Raw genomic sequence first — 14,980 nt, 5'->3', positions numbered from 1 at the left:
TCGCGTCTCCCACCTCCCCGACGAGGCCGAGACCGCCACCGCGCCGGACGGACCGCCCGGTCCGCCCACGGAGCGGGCCCGGGGGCGCGGAGAGGGCACCGGGGGCGTGGGCGGATCCCGCGCCCGGCCCCGGTGCCCTCCGCCGGTCAGGCGGGGAGGCCGAGTTCGCGGGCGATGAGCATCTTCTGCACCTCGCTGGTGCCCTCGCCGACCTCCAGGATCTTGGCGTCGCGGTAGAAGCGGCCGACCGCGTACTCGTTCATGAAGCCGTAGCCGCCGAAGACCTGCGTGGCGTCGCGGGCGTTGTCCATCGCCGCGTTCGAGGCCACCAGCTTGGCGATCGCGGCCTCCTTCTTGAACGGCTCGCCCGCCAGCATCCTGCGGGCCGCCTCGTAGTAGGCCAGCCGCGCCGTGTGCGCCCGGGCCTCCATGTCGGCGATCTTGAACTGGATCGCCTGGTACCCGCCGATCGCCGAGCCGAACGCCTCCCGCTCGCCCGCGTAGCGCAGGCTCTCGTCCACGCACCCCTGGGCCAGGCCCACCGACAGCGCGGCGATCGCGATCCGCCCCTCGTCCAGGATCCGCAGGAACTGGGCATAGCCCCGCCCCCGCTCGCCCACCAGGTTCTCCTCGGGCACCCGGCAGTCCTGGAACACCAGCTCACGGGTGTCCGAGGCGTTCCAGCCCACCTTGGAGTACTTCTGCCCGACGGTGAACCCGGGGGTGCCCGAGGGCACCAGGATCGTCGAGATCTCCGGCCGCCCGTCCGGCTTGCGGCCGGTCACCGCGGTCACCGTCACCAGCGCGGTGATGTCGGTTCCCGAGTTGGTGATGAAGCACTTGGTGCCGTCCACCACCCACCGCCCCTCCTCCAGGCGGGCGGTGGTGCGGGTGGCGCCGGCGTCCGAGCCTCCCCCCGGCTCGGTCAGCCCGAAGGCGCCCAGCGCCTCGCCCGAGCACAGCCGGGGCAGCCATGTCGCGCGCTGCTCGTCGCTGCCGAAGCGGTAGATCGGCATCGCGCCCAGCGACACCCCCGCCTCCAGGGTGATCGCCACCGAGGAGTCGGCGCGCGCCAGCTCCTCCAGCGCCAGGCACAGGGCGAAGTAGTCCCCGCCCATGCCCCCGTGCTCCTCGGGGAAGGGCAGCCCGAACAGGCCCATCCGGCCCATCTTGGCCACGATCTCGTAGGGGAAGGCCTCCCGTTCGTAGTAGTCGCCGATGACCGGCGCCACCTCGTCGCGGGCGAAGGCCTCGACGGTGCGGCGCAGCTCTTCGTGCTCGGCGGACAGTGCGGTGCTGGTCATGGCGGTCACTCCTGGGTCGGGGAGTCGGTGGACGGGCCCGGCCCGGTCGGGGCGGGGTCCGCGGGGTCCGGTGCGACGGCGGCCAGGACGGCGTCCATGGCCACCGCGTCGCCGGGGCGCACCTTCAGTTCGGCGACGGTCCCGTCGACGGGGGCGGTCACCGTGTGCTCCATCTTCATCGCCTCCACGACGACGACGGGGCCCCCGGCCGCCACCCGGTCGCCCACGGCGACGGGGACGGCCAGCACGGTGCCGGGCATCGGGCTGCGCAGCGTGCCGTCGGCGGCGGCCGAGGAGGTGCGCATCGGGGTGATGGCCGGGGCGTCGGTGAAGGACCAGGCGGCCCCGGCCCGGCCCAGCCACAGCTCGCCCCCCGCGGCGGCGCGCTCGTAGCGCAGGGTGCGCCCCTCGGAGGCCACGGTCAGCGCCCGGCCGTCGGGGGAGCGGTGCGCGCGGGCCCGCACGGCCTGGCCGTCGCCGACCCGCAGCTCGTAGTCGACCGGCGCGCCGGCGCCGGTGTCGGCCCCCGACAGCCGCCGCACCTCCACCGCGACCGGGTCGCGGCCCGGCGCGCGCAGCCGCCAGGTGGTCCAGGCGTGCTCCCCGGGGCGCCACCCGCTCGGCACGTCGAACGGGTCGGCGCCGGGCCCGGCCGGCTCCAGGCCGAGCTGGTGGTCGAGCGCGGCGGCCGCGTACACCTGCGGCGGCACGGCGGCGTCCCCGCCGGGCGCCAGCTCGGGGCGGAGCAGCTCGGTCAGGCCGGTGGTCAGGTCCCCGGCGGCCACCGCCGGGTGGGCGACCAGCGCCCGCAGGAACGCCACGTTGGTGCCGCAGCCCAGCAGCGTGTACCGGGCCAGGGCGGCGTCCATCCGGTGCAGCGCCGAGGCGCGGTCCGGGGCCCAGGCGACGACCTTGGCCAGCATCGGGTCGTAGGCCGAGGTGACGGCGGTGCCCTCGTCGAGGCCGGAGTCGACCCGGATGCGCTCGCCCTCCGGCTCCTCCAGCCGCAGCACCGTGCCGCCGGTGGGCAGGAAGTCGCGGGTGGGGTCCTCGGCGTAGACACGGCACTCCACGGCGTGCCCCTCCAGCCCCACGTCGGCCTGGGCGAAGGGCAGCGGGTCGCCGGCGGCCACCCGCAGCTGGAGCTCGACCAGGTCCACCCCGCGGCGGCCGCCGACGGCCACCGCCTCCTCGGTGACCGGGTGCTCCACCTGCAGGCGGGTGTTCATCTCCAGGAACGCGAACTCGGGGTCGCCCGAGGCGGTGTCCTGCACGATGAACTCGACCGTGCCCGCGCCCACGTAGCCGCAGGCCTTGGCGGCGGCGACGGCCGCCCCGCCCATCGCGGCCCGCAGGTCGGGGCCGACCAGCGGCGACGGCGCCTCCTCGACGATCTTCTGGTGCCGGCGCTGCAGGCTGCACTCGCGCTCGCCCAGGTGCAGCACGGTGCCGTGGGCGTCGGCCAGCACCTGCACCTCGATGTGCCGGGGCCGGTCGACGTAGCGCTCCACCAGCAGGGTGGCGTCGCCGAAGGAGGCCGCGGCCTCCCGGCGCGCCGCCGCCGCGGCCCCGGCCAGCTCGCCGGGCTCGCGCACCAGCCGCATGCCCTTGCCGCCGCCGCCCGCCGAGGGCTTGATGAGCAGCGGGTACCCGGCCTTGTCGGCGGCCTCGGCCAGGTCGGCGTCGGACAGCGGCGCCCCGGGCTCCTCGGCGAACCCGGGCAGCAGCGGCACCCCGGCCCGGGCGACCGCCTCCTTGGCGCGGATCTTGTCGCCCATGGCCTCGATGGCCTCGGGCGGGGGGCCGACGAACACCAGCCCGGCCTCGGCGCACTGCCGGGCGAACCCGGCGTTCTCCGAGAGGAACCCGTAGCCCGGGTGCACCATGGTCGCCCCCGCGCGCCGGGCGGCACCGATGATCGCGGGCCCGTTGAGGTAGCTGTCGGCCAGGGCGGCGCCGCCGATGCGCACCGCCTCGTCGGCCTCGCGGGTGTGCCGGGCCCCGGCGTCGCCGTCGCTGTAGACCGCGACCGAGCGCATGCCCAGCCGGCGCAGGGTGCGCATGATCCGCACCGCGATCTCGCCGCGGTTGGCCACCAGGACCGACGGGGCGGTGCCCGGGCGGCAGGCCCGGGCGCGCTCGCGGGGGTCGGTCGTCGTCATCGTCCACCTCTCATCGCTCACGCCCGCCTCACATCCGGAAGACGCCGTAGCCCACCGGCTCCAGGGGGGAGCGGCGGGCGGCCGACAGGGCCAGGCCCAGCACGGTGCGGGTGTCGGCCGGGTCGATCACGCCGTCGTCCCACAGCCGGGCGGTGGAGTAGTAGGGCTCGCCCTGGTGCTCGTACTGGTCGCGGACCGGTCGTTTGAAGCCTTCCTCCTCCTCGGCGCTCCACTCCTCGCCGCGGGCCTCCTTCTGGTCGCGGCGCACGGTGGCCAGCACCGACGCCGCCTGCTCGCCGCCCATGACGGAGATGCGGGCGTTGGGCCACATCCACAGGAAGCGGGGGGAGTAGGCCCGGCCGCACATGCTGTAGTTGCCGGCGCCGAAGGAGCCGCCGATGACCACGGTGAACTTGGGGACGCGCGCGCAGGCCACGGCGGTGACCATCTTGGCGCCGTGCTTGGCGATGCCCCCGGCCTCGTAGTCGCGGCCCACCATGAAGCCGGAGATGTTCTGCAGGAACAGCAGCGGGATGCGGCGCCGGTCGCACAGCTCGATGAAGTGGGCGCCCTTCATGGCCGACTCGGCGAACAGGATGCCGTTGTTGGCGACGATGCCCACCGGGTGGCCGTGGACATGGGCGAACCCGGTGACCAGCGTGCTGCCGTACTCGGCCTTGAACTCGGTGAACTCGCTGGCGTCGACGATGCGGCCGATGACCTCGCGCACGTCGTAGGGGGTGCGGGTGTCGGTGGGGATGATGCCGTACAGCTCGTCGGGGTCCAGCGCGGGCGGGCGGGACTCGCGCCGCTCCCAGGCGGGCTCCTCGCGGGGGCCGAGCGTGGCGGCGATGTCGCGGACCATGGACAGCGCGTGCGCGTCGTCGTCGGCCAGGTGGTCGGTCACCCCGGAGACCCGGGAGTGCAGCTCGCCCCCGCCCAGCTCCTCGGCGCTGACGACCTCGCCGGTGGCGGCCTTCACCAGCGGCGGGCCGCCGAGGAAGATGGTGCCCTGTTCGCGGACGATGACGGCCTCGTCGCTCATCGCGGGGACGTAGGCGCCGCCGGCGGTGCACGAGCCCAGGACGGCGGCGATCTGCGGGACGCCCTCGGAGGAGAGGGTGGCCTGGTTGTAGAAGATGCGCCCGAAGTGGTCGCGGTCGGGGAAGACCTCGTCCTGCATGGGCAGGAAGGCGCCGCCGGAGTCGACCAGGTAGACGCAGGGGAGCCGGTTCTGCCGGGCCACCTCCTGGGCGCGCAGGTGCTTCTTGACCGTCATGGGGTAGTAGGTGCCGCCCTTGACGGTGGCGTCGTTGGCGACGACCACCACCTCGCGGCCGGCCACGCGGCCGACGCCGGTGATGATCCCGGCGGCGGGGGCGTCGTGGCCGTCCTCGCCGTACAGGCCCCAGGCGGCGAGCGGGGACAGCTCCAGGAAGGGGGAGCCGGGGTCGAGCAGCGCGCGCACGCGCTCGCGGGGCAGCAGCTTGCCGCGTTCTTCGTGCCGGATGCGGGTCTTCTCGGGGCCGCCCAGCGAGGTGCGGGCGATGCGCTCCCGCAGCTCGGCGGCGAGGGCGCGGTTGGCCTCGGCGTTGGCGGCGAACGCGGCGCCGCCGGTGTCCACCGCCGAGGAGAGCGCGGGTGCCCTGCTCATCGGTTCCCCTCTGTGTTAATGGCCGCTAACATCGTCGATGTTAGTGATGACTAACATCGGTGTCCAGCGTCACACCGGCCGATCCCGGTACGATCATCGGCCGCGGACGGCGGGGCGGACGACGAAGGCGGACGGCGAGCGAGGGGAGCGGCCATGGCCGAGCGGGCGGCGGCGGGCTCCCGCCGCGCCGAGATCCTGCGGGCGGCCGCCGGGCTGTTCGCCGCCCGCGGGTACCACGGGGTGTCCATCGAGGACCTGGGGCGCGCGGTGGGGACCACCGGGCCCGCGCTCTACCGGCACTTCCCGGGCAAGGAGGCGCTGCTCGCGGCGATGCTGCTGGAGGTCAGCGAGCGTCTGGCCGAGCAGGGCGAGGACGTCGCGGCCTCGGCGGCCGGGCCCGAGGAGGCGCTGGAGGGGCTGCTGCGCGGGCACATCGCCTTCGCCTTGGGCGAGCCGGCGCTGATCACCGTGCACGACCGGGAGCTGGACAACGTGCCCGAGCCCGAGCGCCGCCGCATCCGGCGGCTGCAGCGGGGCTACGCCGAGGGGTGGGTGCGGGTCCTGGCGCTGCTGCGCCCGGGACGCGACCCGCAGTCCCTGCGCGCGGCGGTGCACGCGGCGTTCGGGCTGCTCAACTCCACCCCGCACAGCGCGGGCGAGCTGGCGCCGGAGCCCATGGCCGACCTCCTGTTCCGGATGGGCAGGGCCGCACTGCTGGCCGAGGACGCGTAGGGGATCCGCCGCGATGCCGCGATGCCGCGATGCCGCGGCGTCGGGGCACCGGCGGTCCGGGGCCGGGCGGCGAAGAGCCCCGGATGGCGCTCCATCGCCTGGTGCCGTCGGGTGCCGGGCGCGCGGATACTCACCGGTGAAGGGACAGCCGGTGCCCCGCGCTTGGTGCTCGTTCGGACGGCGGGCCGCCGGGGTGCCGGGTGGAGGGCGGCGACGAGGAAGGTCCGCGGCCCTTGCGGTAGCGCTGTCGGGTGCCGGGCGGCGGGCCGCCGCCGGTTCCGGGAACGGGCGGCGACGGGACGATGCGGGCGGTCCCGGGACTGCCCGCTGGGTGACGGGGCTCTCCGTGGTCCGGGCGGGGCCGGGGTCGGCTCACGCGCGTTCGCGGCGCCCGACCGGTCCGAACCGGGCACCCCCTTCGATCGGCGGCACGCTACTGAACTGGGGCAATACGAACCGTCACGGCTTGGAGCGGGCGGGAGCGCGCTCATCGACGCCCCATGGCGGGCTCCAGGCGCGGTGTCGGCCAGACCAGAACGGGATTCGGGGAAAAGGCGTCCAGAAGACCCCTGATTGCCGGGCTTCCGGGGAGGCGGTTGGGTGGAGGCGGCCGGGGTATCGCCCCTGCGCCGGTTTTCGCGTCGCCACCGACCCGTTTTCGACTACTCGCAGTGACGATCGGCGGTGTAAGTGGGACCCGACTGCCAGTAGAGGGGGGATCAGGCACCGAATCCGGTTCTGGTATGGCCGGCATCGTGCACTCGCCCGGTTCCGGGGGGCGCTCCGGGGTGTCCGAGGCTCCCACGCCCCTTCGAACCGGGCGATTCGGGCGGGCGGCGGGCAGTGCTCCACGGGGGCGGCCGGGGCCCGGAGAGTCCCACTACGCCAGCGGACACGACCCCCGACAGCGCTACCGCAAGGGCCGCGGCCCTTTGTCGTCGCCGCCTTCCACCCGGCACCCCGGTGCCCTGTTTCTCGCCGATCGGCCCGGAGCGGGGCACCGCTGTGCCGTCGTCGCCCTCTTCCCCGACCGGCGCCGACCCGGCGTTCGGCGAGAAGCCGTGAGCGGGGCACCCGCTGCGCCGTTCTCGGACGGCCTCGCGAACCGCGGTCCCCGGTCAGGGGCCCATGGGCCCCTGACCGAGTCGGCGCTAGTTCAGCCCGAGGCCGCCCGTCACGCCATCGACGGCGCCGGTGTCGACGCCTTCGGTGGCGCCGTCCACCGCGCCCGTGTCCACGCCCCCGGTGGCGCCCTCGACGGTGCCCAGGGCTTCGCCGAGCGCTTCGAGGTCGGCGCCCTCCGCGGTTTCGCACAGCTTCTTGACGGCCGCGTTCAGCTCGGCCTGCGCGTCGTCGGCGGCACCGGTGGCGGCCTCGGTGTCCACGGACTCCCCCGCCTCGGCCGCCTCACCCGCCTCGCCTGCGGTGTCGGTGGCGGTGTCGGCGGCCCCCTCGGCGGCGCCCTCGACGTCCTCCACAGGTGTGCCTTCGGCGGCCTCGCCGGCGTCCAGCTCTGAGGCCGCCTCGCACACCGCGGTGATGTTCGCGATCAGGTCGGCTTCGGGAACCGCGGGCTTCTCCTCCGCCGTGGCGGCGGTCGCGCCCGCGCACACCAGGCCACCGGTCATCAGGGCGACGGCCGCCGCCTTGCTGACACGCTTCATGATCTCCCCTATCTCGGGTCGGTCGATCCGGGTGATCGGCGGGAACGGGGCCCGGCGATCACATTCCGATATCAAATCGTAACCATGTGTGATCATCGCAGGGTCATGGGTGGCTGAACCTCTGGTATCGGAATGCGGACCGGCGCAAATCCCCGCCAAAAGGTGCGCCGACCGGGCGCGTTGGCCGCCGCGCGGGCGCGGCGAGGGGTTAGTTTCGGCACGGGGACGCCCGGGCAGCGGGTCCGTCGAAGGGGGAGTGGTTCGACAATGGCACGTCCCAGGATCGTGGTCATCGGTGCGGGGTTCGCGGGGCTGCACGCGCTGCGTCGGCTGGAGCGGCGCATCCCGCGGGCGGCCGCCGAGATCGTGCTCATCGCGCCCAACGACTACATGCTCTACAGCCCGCTGCTGCCGCAGGTCGCCTCCGGGCTGCTCACGCCCCAGTCGATCGCGGTCTCGCTCAACCGCGTGCTGCGCCGGACCCGCATGGTGCCCGGTACCGCCATGGGCGTGGACACCGACGCCCGGACCGTCGTGGTCGAGAAGATCAACGGCGAGATGACCCACGAGCGCTACGACCGCCTGGTCCTGGCGCCGGGGAGCCTGACCCGGGCCTTCGACATCGCCGGCCTGCGCGAGCACGCCTTCGGCAACAAGAACCTGGCCGAGGCCGTGGTGCTGCGCGACCACGTGCTGGCCCAGCTGGAGCTGGCCAATGCCAGCGACGACCCGGTCGAGCGCGAGGAGCGCTGCCGGTTCATCGTCGTCGGCGGCGGCTACACCGGCGTGGAGACCGCCGCGTCCCTGGAGCGCCTCACCGAGGACATGGCGCGCCGCTACCCCGAGCTGCGCTCGCTGATCAGCTGGCACCTGGTGGACATCGCCCCCCACATCCTGCCCGAGCTGGGCACCAAGCTCGGCGACGAGGCCCTGGACCTGCTGCGCGGCCTGGGCATCGAGGTCAAGCTGGGGGTCTCGGTCAAGGAGGTCACCGAGAACCGGGTCACGCTCACCGACGGCCGGGTGCTGCCCTGCCGCACGCTGATCTGGACCGCGGGCACCACGCCCAGCCCGCTGATGGCCACCCTCGACGGGGAGACCGACCGGGGGCGGCTCGTGGTGGGCGCGGACATGGCGGCCGAGAGCCTGGACGGCGTGTTCGCGCTGGGCGACGCGGCCGCCGTGCCGGACCTGGTCAAGGACGAGGGCGGCTACTGCCCGCCCACGGCGCAGTTCGCCCAGCGGCAGGGCACGGTGGTGGCCGACAACGTGGTCGCGTCCCTGCTGGGGCGGCCGCTCGCGCCGTTCGTGCACAAGGACCTGGGGCTGGTGGTCGACCTGAGCGGCAAGGACGCGCTGGCCCGGCCGCTGGGGTACGAGCTGAGCGGGCTGCCCGCGCTCGGGGTGACGCGCGCCTACCACCTGGCTGCGGTTCCGTCCGCGCCGTCGCGGGCACGCGTGCTGGCGAACTGGGTGATCGACGCGATGCTCGGGGGCGAGGTCGCGCGCCTGGGCTTCCACCACGGTAAGCCGACGGCGTTCGTGGACATCGAGGGCGACCACTACCTGGACCGCGACACGGCCAAGGCGGAGGCCAAGCGCCTGAAGGAGACCGGCGGGGATTAGCGTCCTTCCGCCGGGCGGCGGCGGGCGCGGGCCCCGACGGCTCGGGGCCCGGCCGGCGCGGACTCATGCGCACCGACGGGCCGCGGAAGCGCCCAGCCCGCAGGCCGGGTGCGGCGTGCGGAACACCGGGCGGCGCAGGCTCCGGGGCCCTCCGCCGATGGCGCGTCCGCGCCGTCCGGAGCCGCGGCGGATCCCGAGAGGAACGGGCGGCCGTCCGCGGGGCCGCCGGCGGGACGGGACGCGAGCGCGCCCGAACCCCGCGGGGTTCGGGCGCGCTCGTCGGTGGCGGTGCGGCGCCGGGTCAGCCGGTGACGGTGTACCCGGCCTCGTCGATGGCGGCCGCGAGGCGGTCGGCGGGGATGGGCTCGTCACTGGTGATGTCGACGCGGCCGCTGCCGAGGTCGACCTCGACCGAGGTCACGCCGGCGATCTCGCCGACCTCCTCCTTGACCGAGCTGACGCAGTGCTGGCAGGTCATTCCGCTGACCGTGATGGTGGTGCCGGCCATTGGGGGCCTCACTTTCCGTTCGCTCCGGGGACGGTCAGGAGCGCACCAGGCGGGCGATGGCCTCGGACGCCTCGCGCACCTTCTCGTCGGCCTCCTCGCCGCCGTTGGCCACGGCGTGCCCGACACAGTGCTTGAGGTGCTCGTCCAGCATCGACAGGGCGAAGGACCGCAGCGCCTTGTTGACCGCGGCGGTCTGGGTCAGGATGTCGATGCAGTAGTTGTCGTCCTCGACCATGCGCTGCAACCCGCGGACCTGGCCCTCGATCCGGCGCAGCCGGTTGATGTGGCTCTGCTTGTCATCGTGGTAGCCGTAGGTCGCCATCCGGGTGCTCCCCTGCTCGTCAGAGTCTGCGTCCATCAATATACCCCCTCGCGGTATCCAACCTGGCATGGTTCACCGGCATTCCTCGCGGGGCAACCCTATGGCGCGCCGACCGGGGGGACATACCGGCGAACACGGGAGGAACGGCCCGGGAGGTCCGCGCCGTACGGCCGTCCGATCCGGTGGGGGAGGCCCTGCCGCCCCGCCGTCGAGGGGGCGGGCTGGGGGTCCCCCCTTCCGGGCGGCGGCGTTCAGGCCGGCCTGAGGGCGCCTCCCGCGGGGGCCGGGGCCGCCGCGTCCGCCTCCCAGAGAGGGCGGGAGGCCGCAAGGCGGGCCAGGTAGCGGCGGAACCCCTCGTCGTAGGCCTCGACCAGCTCCCGCGGGGGTTCGGCCGACACGGGGGCACCGGTCCACGCGGCCTCGTCGGCCTCCTCGCCCAGGACTCGGAGGCCCGCCAGGACCGCACCGCGCGCGCCGGCCTGGGCCCCCGGCGCCAGGGCGACGGGGCGGCCGAGCACGGCGGAGAACACCCCGACCCACGCACGGCTGCGGGCGCCCCCGCCGCACAGGGTGAGCCGCCCCTGCAGCCCGGCGGCCTCCAGGCAGTGCCGCGCGGCGTAGGCGATCCCCTCGCACACCGCGCGGACGACGTCGGCGGGGCCGTGGTGGAGGCTGAGCCCGTCGAGCTCCCCGCGCGCGTAGGGGGAGACGAAGGGGGCCCGCTCGCCCGACGGGGCCAGGTAGGGGAGCACGCGCAGGCCGTTCGCCCCCGGCGGCGACCCCTCCAGCAGGGACTCCAGGTCCTCCACCGGCCGCCCGGTCAGCCGCAGCGCCCAGTCCAGGCTCGCCGTGCCCACCATGGCGGGCATCGCGCGCAGGTAGTCGCCGGCCCCGGTGGCCAGGGACATCCCGGCGCGGGTGCCGGTGGTCTCGACGGAGGTGCGGGCCACCTGGCAGGCGAGGGTGGTGCCGACGATGAGCAGGCCGTCGCCGGGACGGGTGACCCCGGCGCCGCGGGCGCAGGCGGGCAGGTCGTAGGGGCCGGAGGAGACCGGGGTGCCCTGGGGCAGGCCGGTCAGCGCCGCTCCGGCGGCGTCGAGCGCGGCCAGGGGAGGGCCGTCGTGCACCGGCGGGAGCAGGCCGGCGCGGTGCTCCAGGCCGGTCGCGTGCAGGGCGGAGGCGCTGTAGCCCTCGGAGGAGCCTCCGAAGGGCATCGACGCCTCGGAGGGGTCGGTGGCGCGGACGCCGGTGAGGCGCTGGAAGACCATGTCCTTGCAGTAGGCGGCGGTGGCTGCGCGGTCGAGGGAGCCGGGCTCGGCGCGGTCGGCCCAGGCGAGCAGCGCGGCCTGGGCGCCGGGGAACAGGGCGCCTCCTGTGGCGGCGAACACCTCGGCGGCGGCGCCGCTGCGCTCCCATTCGGTGATGATCCCCGAAGCGCGGCCGTCCATCCAGGACATGGCCCGGCGGACGGGGCGGCCGTCGCGGTCCAGCAGCCAGAGCCCGTCGCCCTGTCCGGTGAGGGCGACCAGGCGCACGGGCTCGGCCAGGCGCGAGGCGAGCGCCCGCACGACGGCGCCGACCGAGGAGACGACCGCCTCGGCGTCCTGTTCGACATGGCCGGGCGCCGGGTGCTCCAGGGCCGTGGGGACGGAGGCGGTGTCGACCTCGCGCCCCTGGGAGTCGAAGGCCACCGCCTTGGTCAGGGAGGTGCCCACGTCCACGCCGATGTCCATCCGCCGCCACCGTTCGATCAAAATGAATGTGAAATTAACATCATGTGTGGTGATTACATCCTACTAATACGGTTATGGTCCAGGTCACGTCAACCCCCGCCGGTGGTAGAGCCGGGTCATCGGTCGGCGACCCGGGGTCCGACGAGGTCAGATCCGGGGTGTGGGGGAGGGGCGGTTCCCCGGTGCTGCCTGTCGGCCACCTGGCTCCTCGCGGCTCCGGAAAAGCAGCGGCGACGGAGCAGCGGGTGCCCCGCTCAGGGACGTCGGCCGGGGAACCGCCCGCCTCCCTGCACCTTTGGAGCCCGCCGCCCGGCCGGAGCCCGGACGTGGGGCACCGGCTGCTCCGTCGTTGGTGATCTTGCTGGACCGCGCGTGGCCCACGGGCCTCCGGTCAGGCCTCCATGGGCTCGTTGAAGCCCAGGAGGCCCACCTCGCCCTCCTCCCACCGCAGGCGTGCGCCGCGGCAGTTGCCGACCTTGGGGAAGGCCCTCCGGTACCGGCCCGCGTCCATGCCCAGGAACCGGCACAGGACCAGGCGGATCAGCGTCCCGTGCGCCACCACCAGGACCCGCCCGCCCGGGTGTGCCCGGGCCGCGTCGGCCAGGGCCGCCACCCCGCGCTCGGTCGCCTTCACGGGGTCTTCCGAACCCGGCAGCGGGTTGCGGAACGGGTCCAGCTCGAAGCGCTCCCGCGCCCCGTCCAGCCGCTCGCGCATCTCCCGGGAGGTGAGCCCTTCACCGTCGCCGAAGTCCTGTTCCACCAGGCGCGGGTCGGTCGCCACCGGCAGCCCCGCGGCCTCGCCCGCCGGAGCGGCCGTGTCCGCGGCCCGGCTCAGCGTCGAGCTGACGATCGCGCTCAGCCCCGCCGTCGCGGCCCACCGCGCCAGCGCCTCGGCCTGCCGCACGCCGTTCTCGGTCAGCGCCACGTCGCTCGACCCGGCGTACCGGTTCTCCCGGTGCCACACCGTCTCCCCGTGCCGCACCACGACCAGCTCCGTCGGCTCCGTCACCGCAGTCCCCTCCGTGCTCCCGCCCCGGCCGGGGCGTCCGTCCACCCGCGCTCCGCGAGCTCCTCGACCAACCGCCTGTACGCGCCTTCCAGCCGCTCGCCGACCTCGGGGCGCGGTTCCACTGTCGCGCGGATCCGCACCATCCGCGCAGCGACGCGCTCGGGCGGCCCGCCCCCGCACGCAGCCAGCAGCGCCATGCCGAACGCCGGTGCCGTGTTCTCCGGCACCTCCAGCGCCCGCCCGAGCACGTCCGCCCGCAGCTGTGTCCACCGCGCGCCGGCCACCGCGCCGCCGGTCACCCGCACCGGGCCGCTCACCGGGGCCCCCAGCTCCGCCAGCCGCTCGAAGCACAGCCGCTCCACGAACGCCACCCCCTGCAGGGTGGCCGCGTACCGGTCGGCCTCGTCCGTCGGGGCACCGAGGGTGAATCCGCGCGCCTGCGGGGCGGCGAACGGGAACCGCTCGCCGTGGCCCGCCAGCGGGTAGACGACGGCCGAGGCGGGGCGGTCCAGGTCCGCGACGGCGTCCATGGAGGCCGGGTCGGTCCCCGGGAACGCCGAGGTCAGGACCCCCGCACCGGTGCTGGAGGCCCCGCCCGGCCACCACTTGCCGTCGGGGGAGCGGTGGCTGTAGACGCCGCTGGCGCCGTCGGAGATCCGCTGCTCGGAGGTGCCCTTGAGCACCAGCGTGGTGCCCAGGACCGCGTTCCACCGGCCCGGCTCCAAGGCCCCGGAGGCGAGCTGGGCCGCGCACCCGTCGGTCATCCCCGCCACGATGGGCGTGCCCTGCGGAAGAGCGGTGTGCGCGGCCGCCCGGGCGCACACCGTGCCGACAGGGCGTCCCGGCGCCGTCAGCGCGGGGAGCGCGGCGGGGGGCACCCCCATGGCCTCCACCACCGGGTCCGGCCAAGCGGCCGTCAGCGGGTCGGCCCCCGACTTGAGGGCGTGGCTGGTGTCGGCGGCCGTCGGGGCGCCGTTCAGCCGCCCGGTGAGGAAGTCGGCCTGGTGCAGCAGCAGGTCGCCGCGGCCGGGCCGCAGGGCGCGGCGGCCGAGCAGGGCCAGCCGGGCGAAGGCCCAGGAGGGCTGGGGGCGGGCGCCGACCCGCCGCCAGGCCTCCTCGCCCGCGGCGGCGATCAGGTCCTCGGCGGCCGCGGCCGCGCGCCCGTCGTCGTACATCAGGGCCGGGCCGAGCGGGCGCAGGGCGCGGTCCGCGGCGAGCACGGTGCCGGAGGTGGCGCACAGCGCCGCGCCCCCGACCGGGCGCCCGGCGCCCGCCTGCTCCATCGCGGTGCGGCAGGCCGCGCCCACCGCCTCCCACCAGTGCTCGGGGTCCTGCTCATGGCGGCCGTCGCGGCGGGTGCCGCGCAGCGGGGCCGCCCCCTGGCCGGCCACCGTGCCGTCGTCGAGCGCCGCCACCGCCCGGACGCCCTGGGTGCCCACGTCGATGCCGACCCACAGCGGCGCCGAAGGATCCGCCACGTCGCCTCCTGAATGTGAATAACGATGTTAAGTTCACATAGTATATGTGAAGTAGTGGGGTCGCCGCGGGGGCCTGTTCCGCCTCACCGTTACCGCGGCGAGCTGCGGAAACGCCGGTCGCCAGGCTTGCCGTCCGGAAGCCGGCGGCCGACCATTGGCTCATGAGCGACGAAAAGCGGGCGGAGAAGGACATCCTCTCCCGGGTCAACGAGCTGATCGGCGAGGAGAAGGCGCTGCGCGAGCAGAGCGAGCACCGCCTGACGCCGGACGAGCGCGCCCGAATGCGGAGCGTCGCCGCCGAACTCGACCAGTGCTGGGACCTGCTCCGCCAGCGCCGCGCCCAAGAGGAGTACGGAGACGAGGCCCCCGAGGCCCGCGTCCGCCCGGCCTCAGAAGTCGAAGGTTATTGGCAGTGACCGGGTGTGGACCAGGGCTGAAGCCCCGTCCAGGACTCTGACCCCCCGCCTTCGTGGATCGCCGCCATGTCCGCGGGCGCGTCGCCTGCGAGACCGGTCGGCTGCGGTGGCTCAGACGAGCAGGTGATCCGCTCAGGGGGTCGCGGAGACGCCGCCTGCATCACGCAGAGCCCCGAGCCACGCGTCGACGACGGCCAGATGATCCGTCGCCGGTGGCGCGGACAGGCCGTGAACGCCTTGGAAGACTTCCTGGAAGAGGTTCATGCCGCCCCTACGTTCATGAGTGCGCCCCAGGGGCGTGTCCGCTGGCGTGGTGGAGCTCTCCGGGCCCCGCCCGCACCGACACCCCCGTTGATCTCGGGAGAGTCGGGG

Annotated in this window: 13 protein-coding genes; 3 read left to right on the top strand and 10 right to left on the bottom strand. The window is 75.0% G+C overall.

The window, feature by feature from the left end:
- Positions 1 to 146 precede the first annotated feature (146 nt).
- The 3 genes from C892_RS0127300 to C892_RS0127290 are packed head-to-tail and all read right to left on the bottom strand — an operon-like array spanning position 147 to position 5,120.
- Entirely contained in the window at positions 147 to 1,304 is a 1,158-nt protein-coding gene (locus C892_RS0127300; RefSeq protein WP_017559803.1) for an acyl-CoA dehydrogenase family protein, read from the bottom strand.
- A 5-nt stretch (positions 1,305 to 1,309) separates the two neighbouring features.
- Complete coding sequence (locus C892_RS0127295) at positions 1,310 to 3,466, bottom strand: acetyl/propionyl/methylcrotonyl-CoA carboxylase subunit alpha (protein ID WP_017559802.1); 2,157 nt, start codon at positions 3,464 to 3,466, stop codon at positions 1,310 to 1,312.
- A gap of 28 nt (positions 3,467 to 3,494) precedes the next feature.
- The gene (locus tag C892_RS0127290; protein WP_017559801.1) at positions 3,495 to 5,120 is read right to left on the bottom strand and encodes a carboxyl transferase domain-containing protein; all 1,626 of its coding nucleotides are present in this window, start codon (positions 5,118 to 5,120) and stop codon (positions 3,495 to 3,497) included.
- Positions 5,121 to 5,273: 153 nt separating this feature from the next.
- Here C892_RS0127290 and C892_RS0127285 point away from each other — a divergent pair, with 153 nt between their 5' ends.
- A complete protein-coding gene (locus C892_RS0127285; RefSeq protein ID WP_017559800.1) occupies positions 5,274 to 5,852 on the top strand; it encodes an SACE_7040 family transcriptional regulator in 579 nt (192 codons plus the stop codon).
- 1,151 nt (positions 5,853 to 7,003) lie between these two features.
- On the opposite strand, the gene C892_RS0127280 is transcribed toward C892_RS0127285, so the two are convergent.
- On the bottom strand, positions 7,004 to 7,516 hold the full coding sequence (locus tag C892_RS0127280; protein ID WP_017559799.1) for a hypothetical protein: 513 nt from the start codon (positions 7,514 to 7,516) through the stop codon (positions 7,004 to 7,006).
- A 267-nt stretch (positions 7,517 to 7,783) separates the two neighbouring features.
- Between C892_RS0127280 and C892_RS0127275 the strand changes: the two genes are divergently transcribed.
- Complete coding sequence (locus tag C892_RS0127275; protein WP_039820877.1) at positions 7,784 to 9,142, top strand: NAD(P)/FAD-dependent oxidoreductase; 1,359 nt, start codon at positions 7,784 to 7,786, stop codon at positions 9,140 to 9,142.
- A 301-nt stretch (positions 9,143 to 9,443) separates the two neighbouring features.
- On the opposite strand, the gene C892_RS0127270 is transcribed toward C892_RS0127275, so the two are convergent.
- The 5 genes from C892_RS0127270 to C892_RS0127250 all read right to left on the bottom strand — a co-directional run bounded on the left by C892_RS0127270 (position 9,444) and on the right by C892_RS0127250 (position 14,192).
- Positions 9,444 to 9,650 carry a heavy-metal-associated domain-containing protein gene (locus C892_RS0127270; RefSeq protein WP_017541089.1) on the bottom strand — a complete coding sequence of 69 codons (207 nt, stop codon included), beginning with the start codon at positions 9,648 to 9,650 and terminating at the stop codon, positions 9,444 to 9,446.
- A 34-nt stretch (positions 9,651 to 9,684) separates the two neighbouring features.
- On the bottom strand, positions 9,685 to 9,972 hold the full coding sequence (locus tag C892_RS0127265) for a metal-sensitive transcriptional regulator (protein ID WP_017541090.1): 288 nt from the start codon (positions 9,970 to 9,972) through the stop codon (positions 9,685 to 9,687).
- Positions 9,973 to 10,223: 251 nt separating this feature from the next.
- Complete coding sequence (locus C892_RS0127260; protein ID WP_017541091.1) at positions 10,224 to 11,705, bottom strand: FGGY family carbohydrate kinase; 1,482 nt, start codon at positions 11,703 to 11,705, stop codon at positions 10,224 to 10,226.
- Between the two features lie 391 nt (positions 11,706 to 12,096).
- Positions 12,097 to 12,759, bottom strand: a complete 663-nt coding sequence (locus C892_RS0127255; RefSeq protein WP_017559798.1) for a histidine phosphatase family protein — start codon at positions 12,757 to 12,759, stop codon at positions 12,097 to 12,099.
- Entirely contained in the window at positions 12,711 to 14,192 is a 1,482-nt protein-coding gene (locus C892_RS0127250) for an FGGY-family carbohydrate kinase (protein ID WP_017559797.1), read from the bottom strand. The genes C892_RS0127255 and C892_RS0127250 overlap by 49 nt, the downstream gene beginning before the upstream one ends.
- Before the next feature lie 161 nt (positions 14,193 to 14,353).
- Here C892_RS0127250 and C892_RS0127245 point away from each other — a divergent pair, with 161 nt between their 5' ends.
- On the top strand, positions 14,354 to 14,608 hold the full coding sequence (locus C892_RS0127245) for a DUF2630 family protein (RefSeq protein ID WP_017541094.1): 255 nt from the start codon (positions 14,354 to 14,356) through the stop codon (positions 14,606 to 14,608).
- A 132-nt stretch (positions 14,609 to 14,740) separates the two neighbouring features.
- On the opposite strand, the gene C892_RS32695 is transcribed toward C892_RS0127245, so the two are convergent.
- Entirely contained in the window at positions 14,741 to 14,872 is a 132-nt protein-coding gene (locus tag C892_RS32695) for a hypothetical protein (RefSeq protein ID WP_275041839.1), read from the bottom strand.
- Positions 14,873 to 14,980 lie beyond the last annotated feature (108 nt).

The organism is Nocardiopsis baichengensis YIM 90130 (assembly GCF_000341205.1).
GTDB lineage: Bacteria > Actinomycetota > Actinomycetes > Streptosporangiales > Streptosporangiaceae > Nocardiopsis_A > Nocardiopsis_A halophila.
Note: the sequence above shows the minus strand (reverse complement) of the source record. Positions and strands in the feature narration are given on the sequence as shown.

Excerpts from the sequence above, each read along its gene's own strand:
- C892_RS0127265 (WP_017541090.1), bottom strand. The coding sequence starts at position 9,972 with ATGGCGACCTACGGCTACCACGATGACAAGCAGAGCCACATCAACCGG.
- C892_RS32695 (WP_275041839.1), bottom strand. The coding sequence starts at position 14,872 with ATGAACCTCTTCCAGGAAGTCTTCCAAGGCGTTCACGGCCTGTCCGCG.
- C892_RS0127290 (WP_017559801.1), bottom strand. The coding sequence starts at position 5,120 with ATGAGCAGGGCACCCGCGCTCTCCTCGGCGGTGGACACCGGCGGCGCC.
- C892_RS0127270 (WP_017541089.1), bottom strand. The coding sequence starts at position 9,650 with ATGGCCGGCACCACCATCACGGTCAGCGGAATGACCTGCCAGCACTGC.
- C892_RS0127275 (WP_039820877.1), top strand. The coding sequence starts at position 7,784 with ATGGCACGTCCCAGGATCGTGGTCATCGGTGCGGGGTTCGCGGGGCTG.
- C892_RS0127285 (WP_017559800.1), top strand. The coding sequence starts at position 5,274 with ATGGCCGAGCGGGCGGCGGCGGGCTCCCGCCGCGCCGAGATCCTGCGG.
- C892_RS0127295 (WP_017559802.1), bottom strand. The coding sequence starts at position 3,466 with ATGACGACGACCGACCCCCGCGAGCGCGCCCGGGCCTGCCGCCCGGGC.
- C892_RS0127280 (WP_017559799.1), bottom strand. The coding sequence starts at position 7,516 with ATGAAGCGTGTCAGCAAGGCGGCGGCCGTCGCCCTGATGACCGGTGGC.
- C892_RS0127260 (WP_017541091.1), bottom strand. The coding sequence starts at position 11,705 with ATGGACATCGGCGTGGACGTGGGCACCTCCCTGACCAAGGCGGTGGCC.
- C892_RS0127245 (WP_017541094.1), top strand. The coding sequence starts at position 14,354 with ATGAGCGACGAAAAGCGGGCGGAGAAGGACATCCTCTCCCGGGTCAAC.
- C892_RS0127300 (WP_017559803.1), bottom strand. The coding sequence starts at position 1,304 with ATGACCAGCACCGCACTGTCCGCCGAGCACGAAGAGCTGCGCCGCACC.